Genomic DNA, 16,502 nt, shown 5'->3' with positions numbered 1-16,502 from the left:
ATCCGCACAGCCGACAGTATAGGGCCTATGCAAATATCAACTTTGGTTTTTTTCAGCCTGGCGCTGGCCTTTGGGGCGAATGCGCTGGCCGCGGATGCGCCCGCACGTCGCGTCATCAAACCCCAGGCCTACCTATCGCCGGTCCAGGCACAGCCGCTGTTCGAATTGTTCCAGTCCGAGGCCGACCCCGAATTACCCTGGGGCCATGTCGCCCTGCGGCGACTGGATCAACAGCCCAATTGGGTCCCCATCGCGTGGCACGTGCAGTGGCGTCATACCCTGGATTGGCCTGACGGCTTTGCCAAGCCGACTTCGGACGCGCGTCAGGACCGTTTGGTGGCGGCCGGGGCAATCGCCCGATTCACGCCCCAGTCGTTTATCAACGGCCACGAGTGGCGCGGACTATTACAAGGCGATGCGCCGCCATCCCCTAGGCTGGCCGAGGTCGGCGCGCTCACCGCGAACATCTACCCGTCAGGGGTCATCATCGTCGAACACGAGCCCGGGCCGGATTTTCGCCACATCGGCATTGAGCTGGTGGCGAACTTGGCGCTGTTGGCCCACCCAGAAAGCCGCATTGTACCGATTGGCCCGGCGGCGGGGGTCAGTTATCTAGCCAGCCATTCGGTCATTTTGCACGAGCAAGCCCCGTACGACCCGCGGCTCAAGCGCTGGCGGTTCAAGTTGAGTCAGGAAGTCCTGTGGCCGCTGGATGACCCCGAACCGAGACTGGCGATTTGGATCGAGCCGGCGGCGACGCCACGACCGATCCAATCACTGCTATTGACGGTTAAACCAAAGCCCCCGCCGCCCGAAGAGGACTAGCGGGTAAAGCTGCGGGCGTTGTCAAACAGGCGCGACCAGGGTGCATCGCCCTGCCAATCCGCCGGCGCCCAAGAGTGCTGAAGCGTACGCGTGACCCGTTCCGGGTGCGGCATCATGATAGTCACGCGACCATCATCCGAACAAAACCCGTTCAACCCTTCGGTCGAGCCATTCGGATTGGCCGGGTAATGGTTGGCGACCTGACCGTAGTTATCGACATAGCGCATCGCGGTCATGTCGCGCCCGACCAAGGCCAGGGTCCCAGCGGTCGACAATTGAGCTCGGCCCTCGCCGTGCGCAACCGCAATCGGCAACACCGAGCCTTGCATACCGTCGAGCAGCACCGAGGCCGACTTCAGAATTTCGACGCGTGATAAGCGCGCCTCGAACTGACGACTTAGGTTGCGCTCAAAGGTCGGCCAGTGCGCCGCGCCCGGTATGATAGATTTTAGCCGCGAGACCATTTGGCAGCCATTACAGACGCCCAAAGTAAATGTCTCGTTACGCTCGAAATAGGCACTGAAGGCGTCGCGCAGTGCCTGCGATTCCAAAATGCCCGCCGCCCAGCCGCCGCCTGCGCCCAGCACATCGCCGTAGCTAAAGCCGCCACAGGCCGCCATGCCTTGGAACGATGCCAGTAGGTCCGGTTGCGCGATCAGGTCTTGCATATGCACGTCGACCGCGTCGAAACCGGCCGCGTGAAACGCACCCGCCATTTCGATTTGGCCGTTGACGCCCTGCTCACGCAGAATCGCCACACGTGGACGGGTGCCCGTGATCGCCGGCGCCGAGGTCATGGTAAAGCTGACCTGGGCACTCAGGCCCGGGTCCAAATCATCGATCAGACCGTTGTATTCCTCGCGCGCGCAGGCCGGATTGTCACGCAATGCGGCCATCTCGTAGCTGACCTTGGCCCACACCCGCTCCAAGGTTGCCCGCGGCCGGTCGATGACCGTATGCCCTTCGTGCATCACTTGGATACGCTGGTGTTCGGTCGACGGCGCGCCCAAATGGATCGCCATCAGGCCCAACTTTTCAGCGCTGCGTCGCGCTTCCGTCGCCAGCGTCATCGGCACCTGGACGACGACGCCCGGGGTCTCCGAGAACAGCGCTTGCCAGGGGTCGAGTTTGTGCAGGGAAATTTCCAAACCACAGCGGCTGGCAAAGGCCATTTCGCACAAACTCGCCCACAGCCCACCGTCGCTGATGTCGTGGTAACCAATCAGCGCATCACGGTATTGGTTGAGCCAATTAAGCAGGGCTTTGAGGCGCGAAATATCCGCCACATCCGGCGCCTGATCACCCATTTGGTTCAGGGTCTGGGCCAGAATGCTGCCGCCCATCGCCAGATTGGTATCCAGCGGCATCCACCACAGCTGGGATTCGACAGTGGGGTCAATTTGCGGCGTCAGGCAGTGTTTAACGCTGGCCAAGGGCGCAAAGGCACTGACCACCAGCGACACCGGCGAGACGTTTTGTTGATCGTCCCACTTGGTTTTCATGCTCATGGAATCTTTGCCGACCGGAACACTGATGCCCAGGTCCTGACAAGCCAACGACAGCGCCTGGACGGTGTCAAACAAGACCGCGCCCTCGCCGTCGTGATCCGCTGCGGCCATCCAGTTAGCACTTAACCGAACATCCGCCAACCCGGCGACCGGCGCCGCGTACAGGTTCGTCAGCGCCTCGGCTAATGCGACACGCGCACTGGCCGGTCCGTCCAGGATCGCCAAGGGGGTGCGTTCGCCCAAGCTCATGGCTTCGCCGGCATCGCTCTCGAAGTCCAGCAATGTGACCGCGCAATCCGCCACCGGAACCTGCCACGGGCCGACCATTTGGTCGCGGTGGACCAAGCCGGTAATGCTGCGGTCTCCGATCGTAATCAAGAATTTTTTGCTCGCCACCGTGGGGTGAGCCAGTACCTGTTGGGCAGCCTGATCCAGACTCAGGTCACCGGTGTCCAGCGCGGCCCACTGATGGGTCTGGCGGGCGCTGGCGCGGTGCATTTTTGGCGCCTTGCCAAACAGCACATCCAGCGGCAAATCGACCGGCGTGTCACCCAGCAAACTGTCGTGAACGACCAGGCGCTGCTCGTCAGTGGCTTCACCGACGACCGCAAACGGGCAGCGCTCGCGGGCACAGATCGCCTCAAAGGTCTCGATCTGGTCCGGCGCAATCGCCAACACGTAACGCTCTTGGCTTTCGTTGCACCATATTTCCAGCGGGCTCATGCCCGGCTCGTCGAGCAACACCTTGCGGATGTCGAAGCGGCCACCGGTGCCGCCGTCTTTGACCAGTTCCGGCAGCGCATTGGACAGGCCGCCGGCGCCGACATCGTGAATGAACAGGATCGGATTGTCGCTACCGCGGCGCCAGCATTGGTCGATGACTTCTTGGCAACGGCGCTCCATTTCGGGGTTACCGCGCTGGACCGAGGCAAAGTCCAAATCCGCCGACGAGTCACCCGAGGCGACTGAACTGGCGGCACCGCCGCCCAGGCCAATCAACATGCCCGGACCGCCCAACACCACCAATAAACTGCCGGCCGCGAACTCGGCTTTCAGCGCATGCTGTTCGCGTACGGTGCCCAGGCCACCGGCCAACATGATCGGTTTGTGGTAGCCCCAATCTTGCCATTCAAAGTCGCGGAAATAACCACACAGGTTGGGACGACCGAATTCGTTGTTGAAACTGGCACCACCCAGCGGACCGTCCAACATGATTTCCAGCGGTGCCGCCAACCGTTCCGGTTTTGACTCGGCGCCCTCCCACGGCTGGATATTGCCGGGAATACGCAGGTGCGACGTGGTAAAACCGGTCAACCCGGCCTTGGGCTTGGCGCCCTCTCCGGTTGCGCCTTCGTCGCGAATCTCGCCACCTGCGCCGGTGGCGGCGCCGGCAAACGGACTGATCGCCGTGGGGTGGTTGTGGGTTTCGACCTTAATCAGCATGTGCGCCGGTTCCGCGTGCGTTTGATACAGCCCATCACGGTTTGGCCACAAGCGATTGGCGCTGAAGCCCTCGACCACCGCTGCATTGTCGCTGTACGCGCTAAGCACGCCCTCGGACGCCGCGGCGTGGGTATCGCGGATCATACGGAACAGGGACTTGTCCTGGTCCTTGCCGTCGATGGTCCAGCTCGCGTTAAAGATTTTGTGGCGGCAATGCTCTGAGTTGGCCTGGGCGAACATCATCAGTTCGACGTCGGTCGGGTCCCGCCCCAAATCGACAAAGGCATCCGCCAAGTAACTGATTTCGTCGTCCGACAGCGCCAAACCGAGTGTTTGGTTAGCCGCCGCCAGGGCGCTTAGGGCATCCGAGCCAAGGGCAACATGGCCCAGTGACGCCGGCGCATGGTCCTCAAACCAACCGTCCAAGGCCGCCACGTCCGCGACCCAAGATTCGGTCATCCGGTCGTGCAACTGGGCGCGCCACGGCGTCAAATCAAAAGGCGCGTGGAAGATAACCGCACGCTCAACCCGAGCGCCGAGCAAACCCACACGCTGAAAAATGTCGGTAGCTTTGCTCGACCAGGGCGACTTGGTGCCGCGACGAGGGGCGACAATGGCCTCGAACTCGCCGCTGCCAGCGGGCGCCTCGGACAGCAAGCGCGCAAGCTTGTCAGAGTCCTCGCTACCGCTGACCAAATAGACCCATTGAGCCGAAATCTGCGCGCTGAGGCTGGCATCCAAGTCACTTAGGCGACGTTGAATTTCGAAGGTCTGAAAGGCTTCCTGGCCAAAAATCACGCGCATCGGGCGACTCCAAATTTTTCGAGCGCAAATAATAGCAAAGCTAACCGCCGCGCGGCGCGCTAAACTGAGCGATATGACCTTTTTGATGCGTTTTTTTTCAATCTTACTGCTGGCAGCGGTCGCCGGCTGTGGCCCGACGCCCGACCTGGACAGCTCAAAACCGGCTGCCACTGGACCGGCACCACTGCGCGTCATCATTCGAACCGCGCCGGCGACCTTTTGGGGCAAGCCCTGGGGCATGGCGGGGCTGGAGCTTGAAATTGCCGAGTTGTTTGCGGCGCGCCTGAAGCGACCGCTAGAGATCCTGTCGATCAGCGAAGACCGGGTCATTGTCGACACCTTGACGGCGGGGCTTGCGGACATCGCAGTGGCGTCACTGCCGGAGCTGTCATTGTGGGCGGATCGACTGGTGTTTAGCGAGGCGCTGATCGACTCTCGTTATGTGCTGGTGTATCGCGACAACGTACCGGACTTGGAAAACCTACCGCTGGGCGCCGTCGCACTGGCCGCTAACGAAAGCGCCTACGCCTTTGCCCGCGAACACATCGAATTCATCAATCGGATCCGGCCTTACCCGGAATTCGACGCCTATCAATTAATGCGCAAAGTCGACGCCGGCACCGTACCGATGGTGCTGACCCAAGCCAGCAAATTTGAGTTGATTCGCAGCGCGCACCCCAACTTAAAGGCCACCGCCAGTATTGGCGGCGACATCGCCATGGGTTGGGCGATCGACAAACGTGGTGATCGGGCGTTAATTGCCGAGGCCAATCAGCTGTTAACGCGCCTACGCAACAGCGGCGACTTGGCTGAACTGATGGAGAAGCACCTACCCGGCGAGCCGCTACCGATCGTTGACGCCCTGACCTTTGACCGACACATCGAGGACCGGTTGAGCCTTTATTGGCCGCATTTTGTCGATGCGGGGGCCCAGTCCGATCAAGACCCGGTACTGCTGGCGGCGGTGGCGTATCAAGAGTCGCACTGGCGTCGACGCGCCAAGTCACCGACCGGGGTTCGCGGTGTCATGATGCTGACCCTGACGACTGCTAAGGAAATGGGCGTGACGAACCGCTTGGATGCCCGCTCCAGCATCATTGGCGGAGCCGGCTATTTACGTAAGTTGCGCGATCGTCTGCCCGGCTCGATCTTGGAGCCGGATCGCACCTACATGGCGTTGGCGGCGTATAACCTGGGCTACGGTCACCTGACGGATGTTCGCAAACTAACGGAAGCGCTCGGCGGCGACCCCAACCGCTGGGATGACGTCCGCGAAACACTGCCGCTAAAAGCTGACAAGGCCTACTACCCTGCGACTAAATATGGGTATGCCAGGGGCTGGGAACCCGTTGCCTATGTCGACAATATCCGCAACTATTACAATGCGTTATTGACTCGGAATAGCCGCGTCCAGGCGCTGGCGATAACTGACACAGCCCAAGGATCCCAATGAAAACAGTTCACAAGTACACCCTGAATCCCCACGGCGACGGCCGCACCATCGAGCTGACTGACGATTTCACCTTTGTTTACGCAAGCTTCATGACCAGCTCAAAAGAGGTCTGGGTGTGGGTCGAGGTCAATACCGACCCGGGTGCCGCGCGCATCGAGCGACGCCTAAAAATTGTTCGCTCCGGCGATGCCTTGCCCCAGGACGCGATCCACTGCGGCAGTGCGATTGATCAGTACCACGCCGAGGCGTACCACGTTTACTTGCTCGAAGCCTGAGTCTTTTTGGCCGCGCGGCGACCTTTAAAGAAGGCTGAAAGCTGAGACGCCGCGGTCGTCGCTAAAACGCCGGACTGCGATATCACCTGGTGGTTCAGCCAAGGTGATTGGAAATACTGGCCGCGGCTATCGACCACCCCGGCCTTAGGTTCTGAGGCCGCATAGACCACCCGTTTAACGCGCGCATGCACCAGGGCACCGGCGCACATGCCACAGGGTTCCAGCGTCACATACAGCGTGCAATCCAGTAGCCGATAATTGCCCAGCGTAAAAGCGGCGTCGCGCAGTGCCACGACCTCGGCATGTGCGGTCGGGTCATTCGAGGTGATCGGGCAATTAAACCCGGCACCAACCACGCGCCCGTCCAGCACCACAATCGCGCCCACCGGCACTTCACCACGTCGTGCGCCGCGTTGGGCCTGGGCCAGCGCCATGCGCATCCATTTGTCATCACTCATGCCGCGAGCCTACCCAAGCCCACGGACGGATGGAAGTCGGCTATGGCAGACCGCAGCCATGAACCTAGTAACCTTACCCAGCCCGGACCCTACGCGGCCGAAAATTTGAACGCCGGCGAAGCCGGGCGCTTTTTTGATGACTACTGCAACTGGCAGCGGATCCAGAAACTCGAACAATTCATGCAGCATTCATTCATTTCCGAAGCCGCCGCCACCTTGATGCGCTCACGCCGTGCTCAGCTGTTTCACAACCATGTGCTGGTCAAATAGCCGGGCAAGGCAACATTGCGATCGCCCAAGACCCGGACGGCAATTCAGTCGGGTTTCACTCCATGGTTTAGAACCAGCGCACCATGCCGATGATGCCCGCGGTGGCATAGAAAAACTGTAGCAACAACATGCCGCGGTGCTGGCACCAATACGCCCATACCCCAATCGCAAACGACGAAATCAGCAGCAAGCAAAAACCGACGAATTCGTAGCCGGTGTTGGACGCGACCAACAGTGAATAAACAATCGCCGTGACCACGCCGAACCATTCCATGGCTTTTTCTTTGTTTAAGGTCATCCGATTTCCAAGCGCTGTGAGTGATGCGACTGAGCACGGTTATATGGCCGCGCTCGCTTCATAACAAGTCAGCGGCCCATGCTTTTGCCGGCCCCCGCATTGGTGTCGGTCGGCCGCGAAGGTTATCCTATCGCGAACCCACACTAACGAAACCCTAATGAACAGCCCCTGCACCCAGCGCTGCGACTACATCGCCGCCGACAATCAATGCGCAGGCTGCGGCCGAACGCTGATTGAAATTGCGCAGTGGGGCTCGTTGTCCGACGCCGAGCGAGCCCGTATCATAGCCGACCTGCGGCACCGAGCCCCGGCTGACGATCAGCTGCCGCGCCACCCCCGACGCTAAACCACAAGAGCACAGCACATGTCCTACGAACTGACCGGCACGATCAAAGTCATTGGCGAACTTCAAACCTTTGGCAGCGGATTCACCAAAAAAGAAATAGTCGTCACCGTCCCGGACGGCAACTACCCCCAGGACATCAGCCTTGAATTCTTAAAGGAAAAAGCCGAGTTGTTAGGCGCGCTGCAGGTCGGTCAAAGCGTGACGGTGACCTTTGACGTGCGCGGACGCGAATACAACGGACGTTATTTCAACAACCTGGTGGGCTGGAAAATTGACGCCGAGGCGACCGACAACGCACCCGCACCATCCGCCAACGCGGCGCCAACGCGTGAAACGGGTGATCCGGGTTGGCAGCAGGAAGACATCAACGACGACGACATCCCGTTCTGAGCCGACCGTTCACACCGCCCGAGTCACCCCCACCGATTAAACCGGGGCCCACAGCCCCATCAGTCTGGCACCAGTCCCAGTGCACCAGGGTCCCGCCGGGACGCAGCAGCTGACGAATGGTGTTAAGTGTTGCGCTGACATCCTCGACAAACCCAAGTGCCGACGAGGCCACCACCAGGTCGAACGGCTCCGCGAGCATCGGTGCTTGCGGATCAAGAACCGATTCACGGACCTGAACCTTAGAGAGCTGCTTGGCACGAACCCTAGACGCCATCGCGGCGGACGGATCAAGCGCCACGATCTGTGAGGCATCCGGCGCCATTCGGGCGCTTAGCAAGCCGGTACCGCATCCGAAATCAAGAATGCGGCGACCACGCAGATCAACCGCCTCACGGAGAGACCGGTAGGCATTGTCGGCGAACAGTAAAACGCTGGGGTTGTCATCCCTATCAGCCGCCAAATCGTTCCAGCTGTCAGTCATTCAACTACCTCACTCGACCGTTATCGCCTGTACGCCGGAAGTTAGTTTAACTCGCCAAATACTGGGTGATGCCGACGCAGTAGATCAGCAGAAAAAAGAAAATTGACCCATTTAAGCTGAGGCTCGGTGCGCAGCCATGCGCAATAGATCCAAATCAGGCAAAACGGAAATGACAGAAACATGGCCAGCGGATACCCGTCAAAAATAATCACAACGGCGCTGAGCAAGCCCAGCACCAAGGCAGTATTTTTCAGTATTGACTCGGTTTTCAACGATACTTGGGACGGTAAACACCAGCCAAAAAACGCGTTCAATAGGCTGTCCGCGCCATTGATCCCGGCCATCCTTAGCTAAAACAAACTGATTATTCCCACTCAATCGTCGCCGGCGGCTTCGAGCTGACGTCATACACCACGCGCGACACGTCCTCGATCGAATTGATGATCTTGGTCGACACGCGCTCAATGAAGTCGTAGGGCAAATGCGCCCAACGCGCGGTCATAAAGTCGACCGTTTCAACCGCACGCAGCGCGATCACGGGCGCGTACCGACGGCCATCGCCGACCACGCCGACGGATTTCACCGGCAAGAACACCGCGAAGGCCTGCGATGTTTTGTGATACAGCCCCTCGTCGTAAAGAGCCTGGATGAAAATGTCGTCCGCGCGGCGCAAAATATCGGCGTACTCTTTTTTAACTTCGCCCAAAATGCGCACGCCCAAGCCCGGTCCCGGGAAGGGGTGACGCCAGACCATGGCATGCGGCAACCCAAGGGTTTCGCCCAACACCCGGACTTCGTCTTTAAACAGTTCACGCAGCGGCTCGACCAAATCAAAGGCCAAATCGTCCGGCAGCCCACCCACATTGTGGTGTGACTTGATCACGTGGGCCTTGCCGGTGCGTGAGCCGGCGCTTTCAATGACGTCGGGGTATATCGTGCCCTGGGCCAAAAACTTGGTGTCGGCGGACAATTTTCGCGCTTCGTCCGCAAACACGTCGATAAACACGCCGCCAATGGCTTTGCGCTTGTCCTCGGGGTCATTCAAGCCTTTCAGAGCATCCAAAAAGCGCTGTTCGGCGTCGACGCGAATGACCTTGACGCCCAAGTTATCCGCGAAGATTTTCATGACCTGGTCGCCTTCGTTCAGGCGCAACAGTCCATTATCAACAAACACGCAGGTCAACTGATCGCCAATGGCTTTGTGCAGTAACGCCGCCACCACCGACGAATCGACACCGCCGGACAAACCCAGCATAACGTGATCGCCGCCGACCTGTTCGCGCACGCGGGCAATCGCGTCGTCAACAATGTTTTCCGGCTTCCAGCTGGCGTCACACGCGCACACGGTCAACACAAACCGGGTCAGCATTTCACGCCCGTGTTCGGTGTGAGTGACTTCGGGGTGGAACTGGATGCCGTAGTAACCGCGCGCGGCATCGCCCATCGCGGCAATCGGTGCGCCGGCCGAGGTCGCCATCACTTCAAAACCGGCGGGGACCTGGGTGACGCGGTCGCCGTGGCTCATCCAGACCACCGTGGTGTCGTCGGTCAGGCCGTCCAGCAAAGGACCGCACACCGGTTTCAAATCGGCATGGCCGAACTCGCGATGGTCACTGGTTTCAACCGTGCCGCCCAATTGCGCCGCCATGGTCTGCATGCCATAGCAAATACCCAGCACCGGCACACCAGAGGACCACACACAATCATGCGCCCGCCAGGTCGTTTCCTCGGTCGCCGACTCCGGGCCACCCGACAAAATGATGCCGCGCGGGGCAAAGTCGATGATTTCCTGTTCCGTCACGTCACAGGGGTAGATTTCGCAATAAACGCCGATTTCGCGCACACGGCGCGCAATCAACTGGGTGTACTGGCTGCCAAAATCGAGAATCAGAATACGGTGGGCGTGAATGTCCATGCCAGTCCTTAGCGTGTGGGGTAGTTGGGTGCTTCGCGGGTGATAGTCACGTCATGGACGTGGCTCTCAGCGACACCGGCGTTGGAAATGCGTACGAATTTCGGTTCGGTGCGCATGATGTCGATCGTCGCGCAACCCGTATAACCCATGGACGAGCGCAAACCGCCCATCAGCTGATGGACGATGTCCGACAGCGGACCTTTGCACGGCACACGCCCTTCGATGCCCTCCGGCACCAGCTTTTGCTGACCGGCGCTGGCGTCCTGGAAGTAACGATCGGCACTGCCCTGGGCCATGGCGCCGAGTGAGCCCATGCCACGGTAGGCTTTGTAGGCACGGCCCTGATACAGCTCGACCTCGCCGGGGGCTTCGTCGGTACCCGCCAACAGCGACCCGACCATGACCGCACTGGCACCGGCGCCAATAGCTTTGGCGACGTCGCCCGAATAACGCAGACCACCGTCGGCAATACAGGGGACGCCGCTGCCTTTGAGGGCATCCGCCACGTTCATAATGGCGCTGATTTGCGGCACGCCGACACCGGCGACAATGCGCGTGGTGCAGATTGAGCCCGGGCCAATGCCAACCTTGACCGCGTCCGCACCGGCCTCGGCCAGAGCCAGCGCGGCTTCGCCGGTGGCGATATTGCCGCCGACCACTTGCAGTTGCGGGTAGTGCTGTTTGATCCAGCGGACACGATCCAGCACGCCTTTGGAATGGCCGTGTGCGGTATCGACGACGATTACATCCAAACCGACCGCCGCCAGCGCGGCAACGCGATCTTCAGTGTCGGCACCGGTGCCGACCGCAGCGCCAACCAGCAATTGGCCTTGGCCGTCGCGGGCTGCGTTGGGGAAGTTCGCCGCCTTGACCATGTCTTTCAGCGTGATCATGCCTTTGAGCGCAAAGTTATCGTCAACGACTAAGACTTTCTCGATCCGATTTTCGTGCAACTTGCGGCGAATTTCGTCGTCACTCGCGCCTTCTTTGACGGTCACCAAACGTGCTTTGGGGGTCATCACCGCGGCAACCGATGCGTTGCGGTCTTCTTGGAAACGAATATCACGGCTGGTCACGATGCCGACCAACAATTCGCCGTCAACGACGGGCAGACCACTGATGCCGTAGCGCTGGGTCAATGCCATCAACTCGCCGACGGTGTTACTGGGCGACACCGTGTGGGGATCGTTAATCACGCCGGATTCGTACTTTTTAACCTTGCGGACTTCTTCGGCTTGGCGCTCGACGCTCAGGTTTTTATGGATGATGCCCATGCCGCCCTGCTCGGCCATGGCAATTGCCAGGCGTGCTTCGGTCACCGTGTCCATGGCCGACGACAACATCGGGATGTTCAGGCGAATGTTACGCGTCAGTTGGGTTTGCAAGCGCACATCAGCCGGAATAACCTCGGAATACCCCGGCACCAAAAGAACGTCATCAAAGGTAAGGGATAGGTCTGAATCGAGTCGCATGTTTCCTCCGCGCGCGCATTTGGGTAAACCCGACATTTTACGGTTTTTAGAGGCTAATGAGCAATCACTTCGCGGAACAAAACACAACTAATGCACTGAGCGTGACCCAGCTGTCGAGCTTAATCCAAAGCGCCGTCAGTACTGCGTTCCCGCAGTGGATTTGGCTGGAGGGTGAAGTCAGTGGCTTCAAGACCTGGGGACGGCCGATCGTCAAGGGTTGGTTTTTCGATCTGAAGGACGAGCGCACGACGTTGCCCTGTGCGGTCTGGGCGACCGATATTCGCAGCATCAAAACACCGCCCAAAGAAGGCGAACGGGTGCGCGCCTTGGTCAACGTCAGCTGGGCCAGCAAGCAAGGCCGCCTAAGTCTGCATGTAAAACGTATCGAGGCCGTCGGCATCGGGGCCTTGTTGGCAGACATTGAACGACGCCGTCAACAGCTGGTCGCAGAGGGCCTGACGGATCCCGCGCGCAAGCGTCCGTTGCCGCGTTTTCCGACCCGCATTGGCGTGGTCACCTCGGCGACCTCGGCGGCGATGGCGGACGTCGGCCAGATACTGCGTGCGCGCTGGCCGTTGGCGGCGCTGCGTATTTATGACAGCCAAGTCCAGGGTGATGTCGCGCCAGGTCAACTGATCCGGGCGCTCAAACACGCGTACTCTGAACACTGGGCCGAGGTCGTGCTGGTGGTGCGCGGCGGCGGCTCGTTGACCGATTTGATGGCCTTTAATGATGATGACTTGGTGCGCGTTGTGGCGGCAGCGCCTATGCCGACCATCACCGGGGTCGGCCATGAAACCGACACCACGCTGGTGGATTGGGTCAGTGACCGTTATGCCAGCACGCCCTCCAATGCCGCCGAACTGGCCAGTCCGGACCAGCAAGACGTGGCTCAGGTCATTGCCGGCGCACGCACGCGAATCGCGCGTGCCAGCTGGCAGCGGCACCAACAGCGCCGCCAGCACCTGGACCGCGTTCGCCGCGGGCTGTCTAACCCCGCGCGCTTACTGGCCGGCCAAAGGACGCGGCTGGATCAGGTCAGCAAAGCGCTGACCCAGCAGGCCCAGTGGCGCTGCACGGCGGCGCGCACTCGACTGAATACCCTGGCCATGCGCCTGCATCACCGTCACCCGGCAACGCAGGTGGCGTTGCAGCGTGATCGTAATCGGACCCTGGCACAGCGGCTGGCACGCGCCCTAGTGCCGACCCTGGCGAACCCGCGCCAACGCTTGCACCACAGCCACAGCCAGTTACTGCCATCCGCCAAGCGCCGACTCGACAGCGTGCGCCAGCGCCTAGCCCACCTAACCACGCGACTGGCGGCATCCAGCCCAACGCAAGTGCTGCAACGTGGCTATGCCTGGGTCGAAGTCGCGGGCCAAATCGTTAGCCACGGTGCGCGCTTGAGTGCCGGCGCCGCCATTCAATTGAGGATGCAAGATCATGATCAGGTTAGTGTTACTGCTCGCGTTGAGTCCGTTCAGCCTCGCGGCGACGGCTGAGTTACCCAGCGCCGGGCACTACCCTGGCGGCGTTGCCTTAGTGACGGTTAATCCCGATGCCAAGCCACGCTTTCAGGGCAAGCCGTTATGGATCTCGGGCACCACCGCGGTGGTGCCGCTTCCGTTGGCCCTGGCCGCCGGCACCCACCAGGTGATAGACGCCACCGGCGCGGTTGATTTCACCATCACCGGGCGCAGCTACCCCGAGCAGCGGATTCGCCTTAACAATCCCAAGATGGTGACCCCGGACCCGGATCACTTGAAACGCATCCGCGCCGAATCGGCCGAACAAAAAGGCTGGTATTTGACGCGCAGCGCAACCCAGCCACGGTTACCGATGGCGCTGCCGATCAAGGGGCCCATTACCGGTGCGTTTGGGCGCAAACGGTTTTTTAACGACCAACCACGCGCGCCCCACTCCGGTGTCGACATCGCCGCCCCCAGCGGCACTGAAATATTTTCACCCACCGATGGCGTCGTTCTCGGAATTGGCGACTATTATTTCAATGGAAAGACGGTGTTTGTCGACCACGGCCAGGGCCTGATCAGCATGTTCTGCCACCTGTCCGACTTCGCTGTCAGTGCGGGCCAGACCGTCACCCAAGGGGCACTGTTGGGCTACGTTGGCGCCACCGGGCGCGCCACCGGACCGCACCTGCATTGGAGTGTCAGCTTGTCCAACGTTCGGGTTGAACCGGCGCTATTTGCGCCACAACTAGCGAGTCTGCCGCGTTGATCGGCGGGCCATTGATGGATGAACTCAACACGCCATTGGTGGCCGACATTATGGTGCCTGACGTGCCGGTGATGGCTCCCAGCACGTCGCTGGCCGATGCCCTCAGCGCCATGGGGTCGACCGACGCCGGCGTGGTCTTTTGCCAGACCGGCGACGCTATTCAAGTGCTTAATCAGGCCCACTGCACCGAGTTGCTAGTGGCCGCCGTTCAGGGTTTTCCCGTGCCTAAATGCTTAGGCGATGTCGCCGAACCCATCGGCGCGCGCTTTCACCGCGCCGAGACCCTGAGCGCAGTGCTGCTGCGCATTACTCACACTGACGTCGAGCTGGCGGTGATGCACGGCGACCGCATTATTGGCTACGTTGGCCCAGCACAGTGGTCCACGCTGACCAGTCAGCTATTGGACCTGCCAACGCGGCTACCAAACGAGCCGATGGAGTGCATGGATGAGCTGACCGGGTTGCCGGATTACCGAGCCTTTCGAGCGTATCTAGAGTTGGCGCTGATTGAGCATCAAGACATGCAGGCCCCTTTCGCAGTCGCCCTGATCGAAGTCGACTGGCGCCAAGGTTTGGCTGACCGTCACAGCATCGAGGATGAACGCCGCACCGTTCAGCGCATCAGCTCATCACTGATGCACCGGCTACGTGAAACCGACACCTTATTCGCACTCGAATCCGGCAAGTGGGCGCTGCTGATGACGGAAATTAACACCGCCATCGGTCGCGGTGTGGCGCTGCGTTTACTGGACGGGATTTGGAAGGACGCCTTGCCCAATCACGGCAGTCCGCTGGGGCGCATTACCCTGAGCATTGGTCTGGCCGGGCCTGACATGGACGCCGACACCTGTGACTGCAACGCCGAGGAAGCGCTGGAGCAGTCGGTCATGTCCGGCGGCCATCAAGTGCGTGTGTTCGGCGAGCGCCTGATTTAACAATCGATATCGACGAGCCGATCCGGGCCTTCGGTGGACGCATCCGCGTCGCTGGAAAACGCGGCATGCGGGACCGATTGGGGACTGCGTTGCTCGCCCTGGCGGCGGCCCATGCGGCGCCGTTCATCGCCGTCGATACGGCGATTTTTACGCCGCCGTTCGCGCACGAAGTGGTTGCGCACCGGCACATCAACGCGGGCGCTGGGGGCCGCAGGTTCGACCTGGGCTTCCTGCTTAGGCTGGTTGACCTCGGTCGGTCGATGGATTGAACTGGCATCAATACGCATGCCCATTTATCGACCGATTGCGATGGTTAGTAAACGGCCTATGGGGTATCGGACCATGGCAATGTGAGCTGTTTCGCAATCTCCGGGGAGCCCAGCCGCACCCCAACGCCAATCAGTCGAACGCCCTGGTCCGCGCGCGCAAAGGCGTCCTGCAAATGCCGATCAAAGCCCGATTCCATCGCCGGTCCCGCAGGCCCTTCGGCCGTGGTCTGACTGAAATCCGAGAACTTGAGCTTGACGAACTGCGAGCGAACTCGCGCCCGTTTGTCTTCGCCGACGCGTTCCATCAGCCGTTCAATCAGCGGCCACAGCGCCTCGCGACAGGCCAGCAAATCCGGCAGATCAACCTCGAAGGTCGTTTCCACACTGACACTTTTACTGAGCCGCTCAGACTTGACGCTGCGCCGATCGTCGCCGCGTGACAGGTGATACAGGCGCTCGCCCAATGCGCCCCATTGTTTGATCCATTGACGCCGATCCAGGTGACGCAAATCAGCGCCGGTGGTAAAGCCCGCCGCCATCAGGCGTTCGGCGGTGCGCGGCCCGACACCCGGGAATTTTCGAATCGGCAAACGCGCGACAAAGCCATCAATTTGATCGGGGCCGAGCACCGTCAGCCCATCCGGCTTTTCCCAGTCCGAGGCCACCTTGGCCAGAAACTTATTCACCGACACGCCGGCGGAAACCCGAATGCCGACCGACTCGAACACCGCCTGTTTAATCGCCGCGGCCATGCGCGTGGCGCTGCCTTGGTGCAACGACACGTCACTAACGTCCAAATAGGCCTCGTCCAACGACAGCGGCTCGATCAGCGCGGTGTACTGTTCGAACACCGCGCGCATGCCACGTGAGGCCTCTCGGTATTTGGCCATGTCCGGTTTTATGAACAGCAAATCCGGGCACAGCCGCAACGCCTGTGCCGATGACATTGCGCTGCGCACCCCGAAACTGCGCGCAGTGTAGCTGGCGGTAGCGATCACGCCGCGACCGTCGGGACGCCCGCCGACCGCGACCGGCTTGCCGCGCAAACTGGGGTCATCACGCTCCTCGACCGCGGCGTAAAAACAGTCCGCATCAACGTGGATGATTTTGCGCGAACTCACG

General features: G+C 60.6%; 18 protein-coding genes. 9 read left to right on the top strand and 9 right to left on the bottom strand.

Going from position 1 to position 16,502, the window contains the following annotated elements; genetic code table 11:
- Positions 1-27 precede the first annotated feature (27 nt).
- Entirely contained in the window at positions 28-825 is a 798-nt protein-coding gene (locus GH975_RS04000; RefSeq protein ID WP_153713281.1) for a DUF1223 domain-containing protein, read from the top strand.
- On the opposite strand, the gene purL is transcribed toward GH975_RS04000, so the two are convergent.
- Entirely contained in the window at positions 822-4,580 is a 3,759-nt protein-coding gene (gene purL / locus GH975_RS03995) for a phosphoribosylformylglycinamidine synthase (RefSeq protein WP_170272530.1), read from the bottom strand. The genes GH975_RS04000 and purL overlap by 4 nt on opposite strands.
- 85 nt (positions 4,581-4,665) lie before the next feature.
- On the opposite strand from purL, the gene mltF reads away from it, so the two are divergent.
- Both mltF and GH975_RS03985 read left to right on the top strand, forming a co-directional pair.
- Positions 4,666-6,033: a membrane-bound lytic murein transglycosylase MltF gene (gene mltF / locus GH975_RS03990; protein WP_170272529.1), complete on the top strand. Its 1,368-nt coding sequence runs from the start codon at positions 4,666-4,668 to the stop codon at positions 6,031-6,033.
- The gene (locus GH975_RS03985; protein WP_153713278.1) at positions 6,030-6,308 is read left to right on the top strand and encodes a DUF7352 domain-containing protein; all 279 of its coding nucleotides are present in this window, start codon (positions 6,030-6,032) and stop codon (positions 6,306-6,308) included. Before mltF ends, GH975_RS03985 begins: the two co-directional genes overlap by 4 nt.
- Here GH975_RS03985 and tadA read toward each other — a convergent pair.
- Positions 6,290-6,766: a tRNA adenosine(34) deaminase TadA gene (gene tadA, locus GH975_RS03980; protein ID WP_153713277.1), complete on the bottom strand. Its 477-nt coding sequence runs from the start codon at positions 6,764-6,766 to the stop codon at positions 6,290-6,292. The genes GH975_RS03985 and tadA overlap by 19 nt on opposite strands.
- A gap of 42 nt (positions 6,767-6,808) precedes the next feature.
- On the opposite strand from tadA, the gene GH975_RS03975 reads away from it, so the two are divergent.
- Complete coding sequence (locus GH975_RS03975; protein WP_153713276.1) at positions 6,809-7,036, top strand: hypothetical protein; 228 nt, start codon at positions 6,809-6,811, stop codon at positions 7,034-7,036.
- A gap of 67 nt (positions 7,037-7,103) precedes the next feature.
- Here the strand turns inward: GH975_RS03975 and GH975_RS03970 are convergent, their stop codons facing one another.
- Complete coding sequence (locus GH975_RS03970) at positions 7,104-7,334, bottom strand: hypothetical protein (protein ID WP_153713275.1); 231 nt, start codon at positions 7,332-7,334, stop codon at positions 7,104-7,106.
- A gap of 157 nt (positions 7,335-7,491) precedes the next feature.
- Here GH975_RS03970 and GH975_RS03965 point away from each other — a divergent pair, with 157 nt between their 5' ends.
- Together GH975_RS03965 and GH975_RS03960 are read left to right on the top strand one after the other, a co-directional pair.
- Complete coding sequence (locus GH975_RS03965) at positions 7,492-7,680, top strand: DUF1289 domain-containing protein (protein ID WP_153713274.1); 189 nt, start codon at positions 7,492-7,494, stop codon at positions 7,678-7,680.
- A gap of 18 nt (positions 7,681-7,698) precedes the next feature.
- On the top strand, positions 7,699-8,070 hold the full coding sequence (locus GH975_RS03960; RefSeq protein ID WP_153713273.1) for a DUF3127 domain-containing protein: 372 nt from the start codon (positions 7,699-7,701) through the stop codon (positions 8,068-8,070).
- Here the strand turns inward: GH975_RS03960 and GH975_RS03955 are convergent.
- From GH975_RS03955 to guaB, 4 genes are read right to left on the bottom strand one after another with little or no spacing between them, the layout of a single operon-like run.
- The gene (locus GH975_RS03955) at positions 8,045-8,551 is read right to left on the bottom strand and encodes a class I SAM-dependent DNA methyltransferase (RefSeq protein WP_153713272.1); all 507 of its coding nucleotides are present in this window, start codon (positions 8,549-8,551) and stop codon (positions 8,045-8,047) included. The two genes, GH975_RS03960 and GH975_RS03955, sit on opposite strands and share 26 nt — an antisense overlap.
- Positions 8,552-8,592: 41 nt before the next feature.
- The gene (locus GH975_RS03950) at positions 8,593-8,865 is read right to left on the bottom strand and encodes a hypothetical protein (RefSeq protein ID WP_211365838.1); all 273 of its coding nucleotides are present in this window, start codon (positions 8,863-8,865) and stop codon (positions 8,593-8,595) included.
- A gap of 50 nt (positions 8,866-8,915) precedes the next feature.
- The gene (guaA, locus tag GH975_RS03945; protein WP_153713271.1) at positions 8,916-10,466 is read right to left on the bottom strand and encodes a glutamine-hydrolyzing GMP synthase; all 1,551 of its coding nucleotides are present in this window, start codon (positions 10,464-10,466) and stop codon (positions 8,916-8,918) included.
- A gap of 8 nt (positions 10,467-10,474) precedes the next feature.
- On the bottom strand, positions 10,475-11,938 hold the full coding sequence (guaB, locus tag GH975_RS03940; RefSeq protein WP_153713270.1) for an IMP dehydrogenase: 1,464 nt from the start codon (positions 11,936-11,938) through the stop codon (positions 10,475-10,477).
- A 56-nt stretch (positions 11,939-11,994) separates the two neighbouring features.
- On the opposite strand from guaB, the gene xseA reads away from it, so the two are divergent.
- From xseA to GH975_RS03925, 3 genes are read left to right on the top strand one after another with little or no spacing between them, the layout of a single operon-like run.
- Positions 11,995-13,440 (top strand): exodeoxyribonuclease VII large subunit, encoded by a 1,446-nt coding sequence (gene xseA, locus GH975_RS03935; protein WP_153713269.1) that lies wholly within the window; start codon positions 11,995-11,997, stop codon positions 13,438-13,440.
- Positions 13,382-14,176 carry a M23 family metallopeptidase gene (locus GH975_RS03930; RefSeq protein WP_153713268.1) on the top strand — a complete coding sequence of 265 codons (795 nt, stop codon included), beginning with the start codon at positions 13,382-13,384 and terminating at the stop codon, positions 14,174-14,176. The genes xseA and GH975_RS03930 overlap by 59 nt, the downstream gene beginning before the upstream one ends.
- A 14-nt stretch (positions 14,177-14,190) precedes the next feature.
- Positions 14,191-15,111 carry a GGDEF domain-containing protein gene (locus GH975_RS03925; RefSeq protein ID WP_153713267.1) on the top strand — a complete coding sequence of 307 codons (921 nt, stop codon included), beginning with the start codon at positions 14,191-14,193 and terminating at the stop codon, positions 15,109-15,111.
- Here GH975_RS03925 and GH975_RS03920 read toward each other — a convergent pair.
- Together GH975_RS03920 and dinB are read right to left on the bottom strand one after the other, a co-directional pair.
- Complete coding sequence (locus GH975_RS03920) at positions 15,108-15,404, bottom strand: hypothetical protein (protein ID WP_153713266.1); 297 nt, start codon at positions 15,402-15,404, stop codon at positions 15,108-15,110. The two genes, GH975_RS03925 and GH975_RS03920, sit on opposite strands and share 4 nt — an antisense overlap.
- A 32-nt stretch (positions 15,405-15,436) precedes the next feature.
- Entirely contained in the window at positions 15,437-16,501 is a 1,065-nt protein-coding gene (dinB, locus tag GH975_RS03915; protein WP_153713265.1) for a DNA polymerase IV, read from the bottom strand.
- Position 16,502: the final 1 nt, after the last annotated feature.

The organism is Litorivicinus lipolyticus (assembly GCF_009650135.1).
Taxonomy (GTDB): Bacteria; Pseudomonadota; Gammaproteobacteria; order Pseudomonadales; family Litorivicinaceae; genus Litorivicinus; species Litorivicinus lipolyticus.
The sequence above is the reverse complement of the archived record's forward strand: the minus strand, read 5'-3'. Positions and strand labels throughout refer to the sequence as shown.